Genomic DNA, 14,045 nt, shown 5'->3' with positions numbered 1-14,045 from the left:
CGATTAATAAAAAGGAAATTTTATTATGTATCAGAAGACTTTGCTTGCAGTGCTTGCAGCAGCCGCTCTTTCTTCAGTTCAGGCCCAAACCGCGTCCGATGCGCCGGCAGCAGTCCAAAATGCTCCTGCTGCTGAAAGCTTCGGTCAAAAAGCAACCTCTTTCTTAGATTCCATAACGGATACCGTAAAGAATTGGGCAGACAAAACCCCTGGCGAAGTAGACAAATATTCTCAGGAACTGAAAGAAAAGTGGCCTGGCATCAAAGACCAATTTAAAGAAAAGTGGCAGCAGGGACTTGAGAAGGGAGGAGAAGCCAAAGACCAAGTCACAAAATGGATGAATGATACTTTCAGTAAAGAAAGAATGGATAAGGCTGAAACCTGGATTAACAACTTCAAGGCCGGTACCGAGGAAAAAGTTATCGATCCGCTCGTCCCTTACCTCCTATCCATGCGTTATCCAAACCCGATGGACGAATGGCAGGCAGGTTACCGCAAGACGGTCAATGTCCAAGTTAAAGGATTGGAAACACCTCTGACCGTCCAGCTTCCGATTTCGTGGGATGTCAGCCAAGATCTGAATGCTAACGGAACAACATTGATGACATGGAGAAGCGAATCCGGCGACGGGCCATACGCAGTCTCCCTGATCAGCACTCCGGAGGGTGCAACCGTTGACAGTATTATGGCAGGTTTGGAAAAAGACAAACCCGGCACAACGGCAAAGAAATTGGGAAACTCTCAGATTAAATATTTAGAGTACCCTGTGACATCTGAGTCGAAAAACGCAGTAACCTATTATGCAGTTCCTCTCGAAGACAAGACTATTTTGTTAGCGGCCGAAATTACCAAGAAATCAGATCAAACTGAACTGCAGCTTCAGGAAGCCATGCAGAAGGCTCAGCCCTTCTTTGCATTACTCGCTCAAAGTGTTTTTGTAAAACAGCAGTAACCTGCTTGCAAAGAAAGGAAATTTAAAGCTTTGAGCTGGTTATAGGCGACTTGGTTTAATTAAAATGTGCACCAAAGACGGTGCACATTTTTTAACCGTCATCTTCAATTCCACTGAGGACTTTAAATGGCCGAAATTGTTAAAACCTCTATTAAATCTCTCCCCCTAGTCTATAGAGGAAAAGTTAGAGACAGCTACGCTGTCGGAGAAGACAAACTTTTAATCGTAGCCAGCGATAGAATCTCTGCTTTTGACGTAATCCTTGATGATCCCATTCCTAACAAAGGAAAAATTCTCACCGGATTAACTGACTTCTGGTTCAAAGAATTGGACGGAATTGTCCCTAACCACTTGACAGGTATCGATCCTGAATCTGTGGTAGCTCCTGAAGAAAGAGACCAAGTTAAAGGGCGTGCCGTTGTTGCAAAGAGACTCAAACCAATCCTCGTTGAATGCGTCGCCCGCGGCTATTTAGCCGGCAGCGGCTGGAAAGAATACCAGCAAAACGGTACGGTCTGCGGAGTTAAGCTTCCGGCAGGCTTAAAGCAAAGCGAAAAACTTCCTGAACCAATCTTTACTCCTGCAGCTAAAGCAGAAGCAGGCCATCACGACGAAAACGTCTCCTATGAACAAGTCGTTGAATTAGTCGGTCCGGAAATTGCCGAAAAAATTCGTGACTACACATTAAGACTCTATAAGAAGGCAGCCGACTATGCCGCCACTAAAGGCATCATCATTGCCGATACAAAATTTGAATTCGGCTTGGATGAAAACGGTACGGTTGTCTTGATGGACGAAATCCTTACTCCCGACAGCTCCAGATTCTGGCCTGCTGATCAATATAAAGTCGGTCAGTCTGAACCAAGCTTCGATAAGCAGTTCATCCGTGATTGGCTTGAAACTCAGCCGTGGAACAAGAAGGCTCCGGCTCCGAGAGCTCCGGCCGAAATTCTTCAGAAGACTAGTAAAAAATATGAAGAAGCCTTGAAGCGCTTAACAGGCAAAGGCGTAGAAGCTTAATTTAAAATCTCGAAAACAAGGCGCACTCGTGCGCCTTCGTCGCTATCTAGAGGAAAAATTCATGACAGAAAAAATAGAATCCCCGGTGGTAGGCGTTCTGATGGGTTCCAGTTCCGACTGGGAAGTCATGGGCAATGCCGTGGAAATGCTGAAAAATTTCAATGTACCTTATGAAGCAAAGGTCGTTTCTGCCCACCGTATGCCTGATGAAATGTTCAAATATGCAGAAACCGCCAGAGACCGCGGCATCAAAGTCATCATCGCCGGCGCCGGCGGAGCTGCTCACCTGCCCGGAATGCTCGCCGCTAAAACGACTCTGCCAGTTCTCGGCGTTCCTGTCCCCTCTCGCTATTTGAAGGGCGTCGACTCTTTGTACTCTATCGTTCAAATGCCTAAAGGCGTTCCTGTCGGCACTTTTGCTATCGGTGAAGCAGGAGCTGCTAACGCAGCTCTTTTCGCTGTTGAAATTCTCGGAACAACCTGCCCAGGATTGGCCGAGAAGCTTGCTGAATTTCGCAAAGCACAAAACGCCAAAGCCCGTGCAATGGAACTTCCCGCCTAAGGAACACCATGACTCATGAACCGATTTTGCCGGGCGCTTGGCTCGGCCTTCTTGGGGGCGGTCAATTGGGCCGTATGTTCGCACAGGCGGCCGCTACGCTTGGCTACAGAGTCTGCGTTTTAGAAAAAGATCCGCACGCCCCGGCCGCAGCCGTCAGTGAAATGCATCTTTGTGCTGCCTACACCGATCGCTCAGCCCTGGAAAAGTTAGGAGAGAAGTGTCTCTCCGTCACTACCGAGTTTGAAAACGTTCCAGCCGATAGTCTAGAAATTCTCGCTAAGATGACGAAGGTTTCCCCTGCTGCTAAGTCCGTTTCCATCACACAGGACCGTTTAGACGAAAAATCTTTCTTGAGTTCTATCGGCGCCCCCGTCGCTCCTCACTGCTTAATTGCATCTGCTCAGGATATTGAAAACGTCGATGAAAATCTTTTCCCAGGTATTTTGAAAACAGCCCGCTTGGGCTATGACGGCAAAGGCCAAATTCGCGTCAAAAATAAAGCTGAATTGACTGAAGCATTCAATACCCTCGGTAGAGTTAAATGCGTACTTGAGAAAATGCTTCCTCTCTGGAGAGAAGTATCCGTGATTTCAGCCCGCAACGCCATGGGCGAAGCAACAACTTTCCCGGTTTCGGAGAACGAACATCGTGACGGTATCTTGGCAGTATCCATCATGCCGGCAAGAATCAGCCAAGAACAAGCAGACAAGGCTCGTTCCATCGCTAAACACATTGTCAATAGTCTTGACTATGTCGGTGTTCTTTGCGTTGAATTTTTTATCCTCGAGAACGGCGAAATCATTGTTAATGAATTAGCTCCACGTCCTCACAACTCCGGCCACGCCACTATCGAAGGCTGCATCAGCAGCCAATATGACCAGCAGGTTCGGGCCATGACAAATATGCCTTTGGGAGACACCACCCAAATTCAATATACCGTCATGCTCAACATCCTCGGCAATCTGTGGTTTAAACCCGACGGCAACAAGTTTGAGCCTGATTGGGATAAGGTCTTAGCCTTCCCGCATGCCAAACTGCACTTGTACGGCAAATTAGACGCCAGAAAAGGCAGAAAGATGGGGCACATTACTTGTGTAGGCTCCACTCCCGAAGAAGCGATGAAGTGCGCTCTTCAGGTCTGCGATGCGATCGGTCTTCCAAAGCCTGAACACATATAGTTTAATGCTCTCAAATCAAACGGCCGGTGAACTTAACCGGCCGTTTGAACATTAAAATTAGCCATTCTGATTTTGTAAATAACCGGATATGCTCGATAACGATCTGCTTCAAAAAGCAATAAAAATTTTGGACGACGGAGGCCTCGTCGGCATTCCGACGGAAACTGTTTACGGTTTGGCTGCGGATGCTGAGAATCAAGAGGCAGTACAGTCCATCTATAAAGCAAAAAATCGGCCGTCCAATCATCCTTTGATTGTTCATTTAGCCAACGCCAAGGCGATTCCTCGTTGGGCCAGCGACTTTAACGAAGATGCAAAAAAGTTAACGGATACCTTCTGGCCCGGTCCTTTGACGATCATTCTAAAAAAATCAGATGTTGCTAAAGATTTTGTAACCGGAGGACAGGACACGGTAGCTTTACGGTGCCCCTCTCACCCGATTGCTCACCGCCTCTTGGAAATCTTTGACAGGGGACAAGGGAAAGGACTGGCTGCACCGAGTGCTAACTCTTTCGGACGGATCAGCCCTTCCACTGCTCAGCACGTTCGCGATGATTTAGGTGAGAAGCCTGAAGGCAAGGTTGACCTTATCATCGACGGCGGTCCGTGCGAGGTGGGCATTGAATCCACAATTCTGGATCTTTCAGGCGATACCCCGAGAATCTTAAGGGAAGGAGCAATTGACTCTGACCAAATCTCCTCTGTTATCGGCAAGCCTGTCATGCACGGAACCGTGTACAACTCTCCGAGAGTCTCCGGTACTTTAAAGAGCCACTACGCTCCGAAGCACAAGATGGAAATGGTCTCAGTCCAAGATTTGCCGGGCAGAACTCAATTTCTGGCAAGACAATTCAAAACATTCGGTCTAATTGCGCCGGAAAAAATTGCCCGTCGATTTAAACCGGTATCAGAAAAAACATTTGCCTACTCTTCAGTACCGGAACTTTCTGCCCATCTTTATCAATGGATGCATGACCTGGATAAAGAGGATATTGACAGAATTTTTGTTGTTCCTCCTGAGTATTCTCCGTCCTCGGCAGGCGTTTTGGATCGTCTGACAAGAGCTTCGGCTAAAAAGGAATAATTATGTCTGAACAAGAGAATTCCCCCGGCGCAGGTTTAGTTCGTCTCTCTAAGAGAATGGGAGAACTCGGCATTTGCTCACGACGTGAAGCAGATTCTTGGATTGAAAAAGGCTGGGTAAGCGTCGACGGCGTCAAAATCACCGAGCTCGGCACCAAAATACGTCCTGATCAAAAAATAACTATCAATAATGCGGCAAAAACCGAACAGGCCGAAAAAGTCACTATCCTGCTTAATAAGCCGCTCGGTTATGTCAGCGGACAGGCAGAAGACGGCTATGAGCCGGCAAAGGTCTTGATTACCGATGAAAATCATTGGTCGGAAGATCCGGTTAAAAAAGTCTTTAAACCTTTTCAAAGAAAAGGTTTAGTACCCGCAGGACGTTTGGACATCAATTCCACAGGACTTCTCGTTCTCACGCAGGACGGCAGAGTTGCTAAAAAGCTCGTCGGCGAAGAAAGCAATGTAGACAAAGAATACATTGTACGGGTCACTCCGGCCGACGGTACTTCTAATGCTGACTTCCCGGAAGAAAATCTTCAGCTCTTGAACTTCGGACTCGAAATTGACGGTAAAAAACTTCTTCGTGCCAAAGTCGAATGGATTAATGACAATCAGCTTCGATTTGTTCTGCGCGAAGGCCGAAACCGCCAGATTCGTAAGATGTGCGAAGCCGTAGGCTTAAAAGTTCTTCAATTAAAGCGAGTTCGAATCGGCGGCATCAATCTTGGAAAACTGCCCATCGGTAACTGGCGTTATCTGCAGGAAAACGAATCTTTCGAAGCTTCCTCTTATCACAAAAAAACAAGTTTTTCTTATTCAAAAAAATCAATAAGTCCCAAGAGAAACCTAAATGGAAATAGGAAAAAGTCTTAAACATATTTCACCCGAATGGGGGCTCGTCTCCGTCTGTTTTCTTTGGGGCAGCTCCTTCATTCTTATTGCTACAGCCCTGGAAAGCATCTCTCCGGGGCTTTTAGTCACGTCTAGATTTATCTTGGGTGCTTTGCTCACGGCTCTTATCATGGGCAAAGAATTAAAAAACATTACCCGGGTAGACTGGATGGGTGGACTTTGGGCCGGCACCTGCATCTTCTTCGGATATTTTCTTCAGACGGTAGGCCTTCAAACAATTCCGAGCTCTATCTCGGCCTTTCTAACCGCCTTGTATGTGCCTTTTGTCCCTTTGCTGCAGTTAATTCTGTTCAGAAAAGTTCCTGAATTAACGGTTGGCCTTGGTATTGCCGTTGCTTTCGGAGGCATGCTGCTGATTCTTGATCCAACGAAACTTTCTTTTTCCGGGAGTTTCGGAGAATGGCTGACGATTGCCTCGGCTTTGGCTTGCGCATTAGAAATTATTGTTATCGGAAAATTCGCAACTCAGTGCAATCCAAAAGCCTTTTGTTTAACTCAGCTGACCGTGGTAGCAGCTTGGAGCACAGCTTATACCATTGCGTTTGAAGACGTCTATGTCAGTTGGAATCCGACTTTGATTGTCTGTATAGCCATTCTGGCCGGAATGATTGCTTTCAATCAAATCGTTATCAACTGGGCCCAAAAAACAGTCTCCCCGACAAAGGCAGTCCTCATTTACACGTTAGAACCTGTGTTTGCCGGGATTATCGGTTGGCTCGTTGGAGAGAAAATCGGACTGATGGCAGCCTTCGGCGGCGTCCTAGTGGTAGCCAGTGTCATTATCAGCTCTTGGCTGCCTAGATATATTCAAGAGAGGAAACTTGCGTGCAAAAAGGAATAATTGGTATTTTTGACTCCGGGTTGGGAGGTCTCTCAATTGCCCGAGAAGTTCGTAAAATTCTGCCTTCCGAGGATATTCTCTATGTCGGAGATTGCGGAAACGCTCCTTACGGTGACCAACCCGAAGCCTTTGTAATTGAAAGGGTTCTCAAGATCTCGGACTTTTTCCTCAAACATAATGCCAAAGCCATCGTCGTGGCCTGCAATACCGCAACAGCTGCCGCTATAGATATCCTCAGAACAAAAGTGTCTATTCCCGTGATTGGCGTAGAACCGGCTTTAAAGCCTGCTGTTCTGAACACTAAGACCGGAGCTGTTGGGGTCATGGCAACAACGCGTACAATTTCCAGCGAACGATACCAAAAATTATTGAATACCTACAACCCGGACAATAAAGTCAAAGTAGTCTCCATGAAATGTTCGGGGCTGATGAATTGCGTCGAAAACGGCGCTTGGGACGCTCCTGAAACCATTGACTTAATCGAGAAGTACACAAAGCCAATCAAAGAGGCCAACGCTGACTTTACGGTTCTAGGGTGCACACACTATCCGTTTCTAAAAAAACAAATCTCCAAGGCTTTGGGACCGAATGTAATGGTCTACGATCCTAGCCCAGCCGTGGCTAAGCAAGTCTTACACCAACTGGAAAAACAAGGAAGCTTGGAACTCGCAAAACCAGGAACGGAAAGATTTTTGATTACAGGTTTGACTCCCAAAACTCAGGAGATTATCTCTATGCTCTGGGGCAAACCCGTTTCAGCAGAGAATTTGGAAATCTAGTTTTTCGGCTATTTCTTTATAAGGTAGGCACGAACCGGAGAAGCTTCGGCCTTGAGCCACTTTATCGGAGCAGCACTCAGAAAATATGCTCCGGGTTCGACCTTATCAAGTACCAAGTTTTCCAAAGCGCAAAGGCCGTGACTTAATGCAAATCGATGATTAGGAAAGTCATGGCTTTTTTCGTCATCAATAGACGGAGAGCTCGTACCGATCAAAACAAATTTTTCTTTCACCAAAAGCTCAACGACTTCCTCTGCGATTCCTTGTCGTGTCTCTTCAAATTTGAAAAGAATTCTTCCGCAGGCTTTGTATTTCTGAAACACAGTCCATGCCTCCAACGCCTTTGCGTTCTGCGCGAGTTCAGAAGCTGCCACGATACAGTCGCCGACAAAGGTCGATAAAGGAGCCTTACCGATACCGTTTTGTGAGCAAGAAAAATGCATAGGAGAATCGACATGTGTTCCAACGTGCGGCGTGACTTTGATTTCTGAAGTTTTAACTTCGTCATCGTAAATCCATTGCAAAGTAAACGGCGTATCTCCGTAATAGGCCGGCGTTTTCTCATCAACCGCTTGAGAAATGTCAATAATCTCACTCATTCTCATATTTTATTAGTTCAATCTCATTGCCCGACTTTGGGCCTATTTCTTATCAAGTCCTTCGCAGGCATTATGCTTGAAGCTTCAGTATAAAAGGAGAAAAGGCATGGCAGAAAAAACACCGCTGTGGCAAAAATTAGCCCAACGTCATTCCGTCGGAGCAAAATATCTGACCGATCCGGTCCCGTCAGAAAAGGATTATTCAGAAGCAATTAGCGCAGCAATAGCAGCTCCGAACCATTTACGAGATAACCAATGCCGCATGGCACTAATCAATGATAGAGAAAAGCTGGCTGACTTTTTTGAAGCCGGAGCTATCCAAAGCGGGGCAACGCAGGAAGAAGCATTAAAAGCCCGCTCAAAAGCTGTGAAAGCCCCTGCTCTTCTGGCAATGATCGTCAAAATTGAAGAAAACAATTCACGAGTCCCGGTCTACGAACAATGGATGACCGCCGGTGCATTCCTAATGCAATTTATGGATGTTCTTGAAAACAAAGGATTCGGATTAAAAGTCGTCAGCGGTTCGAGCACGGAGTATCCGGACGTTGTCAAAGCTCTTTGTAGAAAAGATGAAAAAGTTGCCTGCTGGATTATGATCGGTACCTCAACACAAGTGCCTGAAGGAGCAAAACGGGCTAATCCTGCTGATTTCTTCTCGGCCTATTAACTAGAATTTGTAAATAAACCTTCTTAGAGTCTTAGCTATGAAACGACTAATACTTTTATTCGCCAGCTTGGTGCTCTCTTGCTCTCTTTTGTCCGGCTGCGGATATAACGAACTGCAGTCCATGGATGAATCGGTAAATGCAGCATGGAGTGAAGTTATCAACCAATATCAGAGAAGAACTGATCTGATTCCTAATGTCGTGAACTCCGTTAAAGGTGAAGCAGATTTCGAAAAATCTACTTTGACTCAAGTAATTAACGCCAGAGCAAAAGCCACCTCCATTCAAGCAACGCCCGAACTGCTGAATAATCCGGAAGCTTTCCAAAAGTTCACACAGGCACAAGGCGAAATCGGTAATGCTCTTTCTCGATTGCTCGTTACTGTTGAACGCTACCCGACCCTCCAGGCAAACAAAGCATTCCAGGAATTGAGAGTCCAATTGGAAGGCTGTGAAAACCGTATTGCTATTGCCCGCAACAACTACATTAAGACGGTTCAGACCTACAACACTTGGATCCGCCAGTTCCCGCAGCTGATTTGGGTAAAGATCTTAGGTTACAAGCAGAAACCGCAGTACAAGGTAGCTGATGAAGCAGCTGTAACAACTCCTCCGGTGGTCGATTTTGGAACAAGTACTCAAAAATAACGTCAGTCGTTGGTTCCTAGGTCTCTTCCTGGGACTGACGCTGCTGTTCGGGTCTTTGGCACAGGCAAACCTCTTGCCGGTGCCGAAGTTTGATTACGTCACGGATACCGCGAATCTCTTTACTGAACAGCAAAAACAGGCTTTAGAAACCAAGCTTCAAGACTTTGAGAAGAAAGTCGGAAGTCAGATTTGCGTCATAGTCGTGTCCTCTACGAACGGAGAACCTATTGAGGACTATGCTCATCGAGTCGGTACCGAATGGAAACCAGGCAGAAAAGGCGTGGGCGACGGCCTGTTGTTTGTCGTTGCGCTCAATGACCATAGAGTCAGAATTGATGTCATGAGGGCTCTTGAAGGGGCAATCCCGGATGTTACTGCCTACAGAATCCTGCAGGAAGCTGTGCTGCCTGCATTCGCAGCCAACAACTACTATGAAGGCATCAATAAAGGTCTTGATCTCATCTTTAAAAAGATTGAAGGCGAAGATCTTCCTCCTCCGGCTGCTAAAAATCCCGGTTCTCAGTCCGTTTTTGAAATGGAAGGCGATCCTCTCTGGGATCAGCCCTGGGTAGCCATAATATTCATCGGGTTTGTGGCTACGATGATGATGCGTCAGCTCCTCGGCAGAAAATCTGCTCCGGTAGCAGGTGTCCTCGTCGGAGCCTTTGGAACCTTTGTCATGCAGTCTATTGTGGCCGGCATCATAATCGGTGTGATCGTAATGGTTGCCAGTCTTCTCATCCCAACTTCTGTTCTGGAAGCGGGTGCAAGACGAACGGCCAGAATGAACAATAGAACTAACCGCAGATTTAGAAATTCCGGCGGGTTCGGAGGATTCGGAGGCGGATTTGGCGGAGGCTTCGGTGACGGAGGCTTCGGTGGAGGTGGTTTCGGAGGCGGTCCGTCTTCCGGAGGCGGCGGAGATTCAGCCGGCGGCGGCGCTAGCGGAGGTTGGTAATGACAATTTTACGTACCCTTAAACATTGGGCCCTTTCTCCGATTCCGGTGAAATATTCTTTCCCGGAAGAAGCTTTGGGAGAGATTACTCAATGCATTGAAAAAGCAGAAACCACGACCTCCGCAGAGTTTGAGGTCATTATTGAGAGAAGCCTTCCGTTGGATATTTTGAAATCAAACTCTGTAGCTCACACTCGAGCCGAGCAACTCTTTGCTCAGTATCGAGTTTGGGATACGGAAGACAACAACGGTGTCTTGATTTATTTAAATCTATCCGACCATGCGATTGAATTGGTTTTAGACAGAGCTGCGGCGCGCTTATTTACGCAGGAGCAGCTCGATGTCATCGTTCATAAGATGAGCGAAAAGTTTCAGCAAAAATTATTTGCAAAAGGAATTTGCGAAGCCATAACCGAACTGGCAAAAGTTCTATCAGCGCATTTCCCGAATAAACCGGTAAATGATCCTTTGCCGAACAGTCCAATTATTCTCTAAATCTCTCTGTTGCCAAGCCAGTCTTCTGCCGACTGGCTTGTTTTTTTCTAGAATATGACATCTTTTAATGTTTTCTGGAAAACAACATGGAAATTTCCTCTTTGATGGCCTTGTCTCCTCTTGATGGCCGCTACGCTAAGCAAACTGAAGTTCTTCGTGATATCTTTTCTGAATTCGCTTTAATGCGCGCCCGCGTTACTGTTGAAATTGAATGGATTATTGCCTTATCCGAATTCAAACTCCCCGAATTAAAAGAACTCTCAGCAGAGAACAAAGAATACTTAAGAAGCCTTGTTTCTAATTTCTCTTTGAGCGACTGTGAAGATATCAAGAAAATCGAAGCCACTACTAACCACGACGTTAAAGCCGTAGAGTATTGGATCAAGGGCAAAATGGAAAAGAACGCAGAACTAGCAGCCGCCAGCGAATTCGTTCATTTCGGATGCACCTCTGAAGATATCAATAACACATCGCACGCTTTGATGCTGTCTTCCGGCCGTCAAGTTATCTGCTCTTATCTTCAGGCAATTACAGACAAATTAAAGACATTTGCTCACGATTGGGCTTCTGTCTCTATGTTGTCCAGAACTCACGGACAGCACGCCAGCCCGACAACCGTCGGTAAGGAAATGGCCAACGTTGCCTTTAGACTGGAAAGAGCCATCAACAACATTGAAAAAGTTCACCTTCTGGCCAAGATGAACGGTGCCGTTGGCAACTTCAATGCACACTACATCGCCTATCCCGACAAAGACTGGCCGGCATTTGCTCAAGACGTCATCACCAACAAGCTCAATCTCGAATACAACAAGTACACCATTCAGATTGAACCTCATGACTACATGGCTCAATTGTTTGACGCCATCGTCTGCGCAAACACTATTTTGATCGACTTAGACAGAGACATCTGGGGCTATATCTCCTTGAACTACTTCAAACAGCAGTTAAAAGAAGGCGAAGTCGGTTCCTCCACAATGCCTCATAAGGTCAATCCGATTGACTTCGAAAACTCCGAAGGCAACCTCGGTATGGCTAATGCGTTCTTGACCTTCTTAGCTCAGAAATTACCGATCTCTCGTTGGCAGAGAGACTTAACTGACTCCACAGTCCTCAGAAACATGGGCGTTTCCTTCGGTTATTGCGTTGTCGGCTACACTGCTCTAACAAGAGGTATGGGCAAGCTTCAGCTCAATGAGCAAGCCGTCTCCGCTGATTTAGATAACTCCTGGGAAGTGTTGGCCGAAGCTATTCAAACAGTGATGAGGCGCTATGGAGTTCCCCATCCATACGAACAGCTCAAGGCATTGACCAGAGGCAAAGGCATTACACCGGAATCCTTGCATGAATTCATCGCCAAACTCGATATTCCTGAAGATGCCAAGCAGAACCTTCAGAAACTGACTCCTCACACATACATCGGTATCGCTGATGTATTAGCAAAAGAAATCTAATTTTCTTGAGATGAATAAAGGGGATGTTGCAAAATTCGATGTTTTTCGAGTTAGTACTTCCCTTTTCTCCTATACCCCTTTTTAGCTATCTCGTTAGGTTGTAGTTTTCGCTTCTTTTCCATTCGGTTTTTTATTCTTTTTGCTGATGGAGTTTTGAAAGTTTCTGCCTTTAAACTTTCAGGAGCAACCCAATAAAACGGGAGCACGCCGGACATTGCAAACCTAAGATATTTTCTTATATTCATCCCTAGGCAAGTCAAGGCGAACTCGACTGTTACCCTTCCCATCGAGCGTCGTCTGAACCTTTTGTAGTCCATATTCTGCTTAATTACTCCGAAGGCACCTTCAACCTGACAACTCCTATTAACTCTGATTTCTATGCCTTCGGGAGACAGAAGTCTGTCTCTAGCTTGTTGCTTCAACTGGACCCAACGTGGTTGAATTTCAAAAATCCGGCTTCTTTTCGATTTGCTTTTTAAGAAGCGTTTGCAATAGCCCTCAAAGTCACATTTAGCGCAGCTTTTGACCAGGAAGAAAGCATAGTCCGCCTTGGAATAATAGCCCTCGGGACACTGTATTCTTTCTCCCACGCGCCCTCCCAAACACCGGATAGTTTGTGTATCGATGTACTCATAAGTGGCAGGATTTCTTCCAGTCTTTTCACCGTTCCAGGCTGTGTATTTGATGAAGGCTTGGATTCCTTTCTGTTCACAATATTCATAATTGTTAACACTTCCATAGCCTGCGTCTGCGCAAACTCTTTTGGGATAAATTCCGTACCATTGGAAGAATTGGTCTAATGTCGGCGCAAGAGTACGCGCATCGGTTCTGTCTTGTGACACGTAGTACGTAACGATAAAACCGTTACTCACTAAGATTTGGGTGTTATACGCAGCATGCATTTGGCTACCTAACCCACTGTAGTAATCTTCCTTCAGGCACATGGCAGTAGCATCGTGGTCGGTTTTGTAGTAAGAATTCCTAGATTCTCCGCAGATAGCTTTTTTCTCTTCGTACTCAATTGATCTTATTAGGTACTGAGAAAGCTGAGATTTCATTTTTAAAAGAGCCTTTTCACCACCACCTATGACGGTTGAAGATATTTTTTCTGCATCTTCTATTTTTTTCATAATAGTTTTTGCCGGAATAACTCCTTCGTTGGGCAGACCTTCCTCTAGATGCATTAATTTCAATAGGTTAGCCACTTTCTCACTTAGTCGAAGATGAAGAGTCGTGGGTTTCCAAACAAATTTGTACTTGTTAGCGTTGGCTTCAAATTTGCTTCCGTCCAAATAGAGCGTGTCCATATCTTTCCCGCATTCGGAAAAGATGCGCTTCATTATTGTCGCAAAAATAGCAGGCATATTTGGAATTAAACTTGTGACGAACCGAGAGAAACTCGCTGCACTTGGCTGGACGTCCCCGATTAAGTAAATGATTCTTAGATCCGTGAAGCAGGCCGTCTCCATTTCTCGGAGAGAGGCTTTACCAAGGGCAAAGCAATATAGAACCGCAGCAAAGAGTCGGCACTGGTCGATTTTTGGTCTGCCAGGCTCAGAATCGAAGTTTATCTGCTTTAAGTATTTTCCAGCAGATGATTTCTCTAAAAGTAACAAATATGCGTCAAGTTTTTTACGCTCAGATAGCGGAAGGGGACAGGCATAAAAAAGCAAGTCCTCAGAAACGGTAAAATAGGCCATGGTAAGTGTCTTTGGTATAGAACACTTCACCATAGCATGCAGGGGGTTCGATTCCCTCTGTTTGCTTTTAAATCAACGGGATAATTCTTATATAGAATACTTTTTGTCAATAGAAGAAGGGCTGTGAAAATCCCTCTTAGGAAGAGGGAATTTTGCAACAGCCCCTTTGTTTTTGGATTCGTTAAAAATCCGGCCTTGCG

15 protein-coding genes are annotated in these 14,045 nt (G+C 45.9%); 13 read left to right on the top strand and 2 right to left on the bottom strand.

Annotated features, from left to right (window positions below; translation table 11 throughout):
* Positions 1 to 25 precede the first annotated feature (25 nt).
* The 8 genes from ADH67_RS01295 (at position 26) to murI (ending at position 7,330) form a co-directional block, all read left to right on the top strand.
* Positions 26 to 952 (top strand): hypothetical protein, encoded by a 927-nt coding sequence (locus ADH67_RS01295; RefSeq protein ID WP_066590920.1) that lies wholly within the window; start codon positions 26 to 28, stop codon positions 950 to 952.
* Between the two features lie 126 nt (positions 953 to 1,078).
* Positions 1,079 to 1,972, top strand: coding sequence for a phosphoribosylaminoimidazolesuccinocarboxamide synthase (locus ADH67_RS01290; RefSeq protein ID WP_066590918.1), 894 nt, complete (start codon positions 1,079 to 1,081; stop codon positions 1,970 to 1,972).
* 61 nt (positions 1,973 to 2,033) lie between these two features.
* Positions 2,034 to 2,534 carry a 5-(carboxyamino)imidazole ribonucleotide mutase gene (purE, locus tag ADH67_RS01285; RefSeq protein ID WP_066590917.1) on the top strand — a complete coding sequence of 167 codons (501 nt, stop codon included), beginning with the start codon at positions 2,034 to 2,036 and terminating at the stop codon, positions 2,532 to 2,534.
* Positions 2,535 to 2,542: 8 nt separating this feature from the next.
* Positions 2,543 to 3,712 carry a 5-(carboxyamino)imidazole ribonucleotide synthase gene (locus tag ADH67_RS01280; RefSeq protein ID WP_066590915.1) on the top strand — a complete coding sequence of 390 codons (1,170 nt, stop codon included), beginning with the start codon at positions 2,543 to 2,545 and terminating at the stop codon, positions 3,710 to 3,712.
* Positions 3,713 to 3,800: 88 nt separating this feature from the next.
* Entirely contained in the window at positions 3,801 to 4,796 is a 996-nt protein-coding gene (locus ADH67_RS01275) for an L-threonylcarbamoyladenylate synthase (RefSeq protein ID WP_066590913.1), read from the top strand.
* 2 nt (positions 4,797 to 4,798) lie between these two features.
* Entirely contained in the window at positions 4,799 to 5,671 is an 873-nt protein-coding gene (locus ADH67_RS01270) for a pseudouridine synthase (RefSeq protein ID WP_066590911.1), read from the top strand.
* A complete protein-coding gene (locus tag ADH67_RS01265; protein WP_066590910.1) occupies positions 5,649 to 6,551 on the top strand; it encodes a DMT family transporter in 903 nt (300 codons plus the stop codon). The genes ADH67_RS01270 and ADH67_RS01265 overlap by 23 nt, the downstream gene beginning before the upstream one ends.
* Complete coding sequence (gene murI, locus ADH67_RS01260; protein ID WP_066590908.1) at positions 6,536 to 7,330, top strand: glutamate racemase; 795 nt, start codon at positions 6,536 to 6,538, stop codon at positions 7,328 to 7,330. The genes ADH67_RS01265 and murI overlap by 16 nt, the downstream gene beginning before the upstream one ends.
* A gap of 8 nt (positions 7,331 to 7,338) precedes the next feature.
* Here murI and ADH67_RS01255 read toward each other — a convergent pair whose 3' ends face one another.
* Positions 7,339 to 7,929, bottom strand: a complete 591-nt coding sequence (locus ADH67_RS01255) for a cyclase family protein (RefSeq protein WP_158212605.1) — start codon at positions 7,927 to 7,929, stop codon at positions 7,339 to 7,341.
* 106 nt (positions 7,930 to 8,035) lie between these two features.
* Between ADH67_RS01255 and ADH67_RS01250 the strand changes: the two genes are divergently transcribed.
* The 5 genes from ADH67_RS01250 to purB all read left to right on the top strand — a co-directional run bounded on the left by ADH67_RS01250 (position 8,036) and on the right by purB (position 12,145).
* Entirely contained in the window at positions 8,036 to 8,596 is a 561-nt protein-coding gene (locus ADH67_RS01250) for a nitroreductase family protein (RefSeq protein ID WP_066590903.1), read from the top strand.
* A gap of 37 nt (positions 8,597 to 8,633) precedes the next feature.
* A complete protein-coding gene (locus ADH67_RS01245) occupies positions 8,634 to 9,242 on the top strand; it encodes a LemA family protein (protein WP_066590900.1) in 609 nt (202 codons plus the stop codon).
* On the top strand, positions 9,220 to 10,200 hold the full coding sequence (locus ADH67_RS01240; RefSeq protein WP_236578439.1) for a TPM domain-containing protein: 981 nt from the start codon (positions 9,220 to 9,222) through the stop codon (positions 10,198 to 10,200). The genes ADH67_RS01245 and ADH67_RS01240 overlap by 23 nt, the downstream gene beginning before the upstream one ends.
* Positions 10,200 to 10,694 carry a TPM domain-containing protein gene (locus tag ADH67_RS01235; RefSeq protein WP_066590896.1) on the top strand — a complete coding sequence of 165 codons (495 nt, stop codon included), beginning with the start codon at positions 10,200 to 10,202 and terminating at the stop codon, positions 10,692 to 10,694. Before ADH67_RS01240 ends, ADH67_RS01235 begins: the two co-directional genes overlap by 1 nt.
* Positions 10,695 to 10,780: 86 nt before the next feature.
* Entirely contained in the window at positions 10,781 to 12,145 is a 1,365-nt protein-coding gene (gene purB, locus ADH67_RS01230; RefSeq protein ID WP_066590894.1) for an adenylosuccinate lyase, read from the top strand.
* A 50-nt stretch (positions 12,146 to 12,195) separates the two neighbouring features.
* On the opposite strand, the gene ADH67_RS01225 is transcribed toward purB, so the two are convergent.
* Entirely contained in the window at positions 12,196 to 13,845 is a 1,650-nt protein-coding gene (locus tag ADH67_RS01225) for a transposase (protein ID WP_089275689.1), read from the bottom strand.
* Positions 13,846 to 14,045 lie beyond the last annotated feature (200 nt).

Origin of the sequence: Turicimonas muris (genome assembly GCF_002221595.1) — a bacterium.
Classification (GTDB): domain Bacteria; phylum Pseudomonadota; class Gammaproteobacteria; order Burkholderiales; family Burkholderiaceae_F; genus Turicimonas; species Turicimonas muris.
Note: the sequence above shows the minus strand (reverse complement) of the source record. Positions and strands in the feature narration are given on the sequence as shown.

Bases quoted from the DNA above. Each gene is read 5' to 3' on its own strand.
- ADH67_RS01295 (WP_066590920.1), top strand. From the start codon at position 26: ATGTATCAGAAGACTTTGCTTGCAGTGCTTGCAGCAGCCGCTCTTTCT.
- ADH67_RS01290 (WP_066590918.1), top strand. From the start codon at position 1,079: ATGGCCGAAATTGTTAAAACCTCTATTAAATCTCTCCCCCTAGTCTAT.
- purE (WP_066590917.1), top strand. From the start codon at position 2,034: ATGACAGAAAAAATAGAATCCCCGGTGGTAGGCGTTCTGATGGGTTCC.
- ADH67_RS01280 (WP_066590915.1), top strand. From the start codon at position 2,543: ATGACTCATGAACCGATTTTGCCGGGCGCTTGGCTCGGCCTTCTTGGG.
- ADH67_RS01275 (WP_066590913.1), top strand. From the start codon at position 3,801: ATGCTCGATAACGATCTGCTTCAAAAAGCAATAAAAATTTTGGACGAC.
- ADH67_RS01270 (WP_066590911.1), top strand. From the start codon at position 4,799: ATGTCTGAACAAGAGAATTCCCCCGGCGCAGGTTTAGTTCGTCTCTCT.
- ADH67_RS01265 (WP_066590910.1), top strand. From the start codon at position 5,649: ATGGAAATAGGAAAAAGTCTTAAACATATTTCACCCGAATGGGGGCTC.
- ADH67_RS01255 (WP_158212605.1), bottom strand. From the start codon at position 7,929: ATGAGTGAGATTATTGACATTTCTCAAGCGGTTGATGAGAAAACGCCG.
- ADH67_RS01250 (WP_066590903.1), top strand. From the start codon at position 8,036: ATGGCAGAAAAAACACCGCTGTGGCAAAAATTAGCCCAACGTCATTCC.
- ADH67_RS01245 (WP_066590900.1), top strand. From the start codon at position 8,634: ATGAAACGACTAATACTTTTATTCGCCAGCTTGGTGCTCTCTTGCTCT.
- ADH67_RS01235 (WP_066590896.1), top strand. From the start codon at position 10,200: ATGACAATTTTACGTACCCTTAAACATTGGGCCCTTTCTCCGATTCCG.
- purB (WP_066590894.1), top strand. From the start codon at position 10,781: ATGGAAATTTCCTCTTTGATGGCCTTGTCTCCTCTTGATGGCCGCTAC.
- ADH67_RS01225 (WP_089275689.1), bottom strand. From the start codon at position 13,845: ATGGCCTATTTTACCGTTTCTGAGGACTTGCTTTTTTATGCCTGTCCC.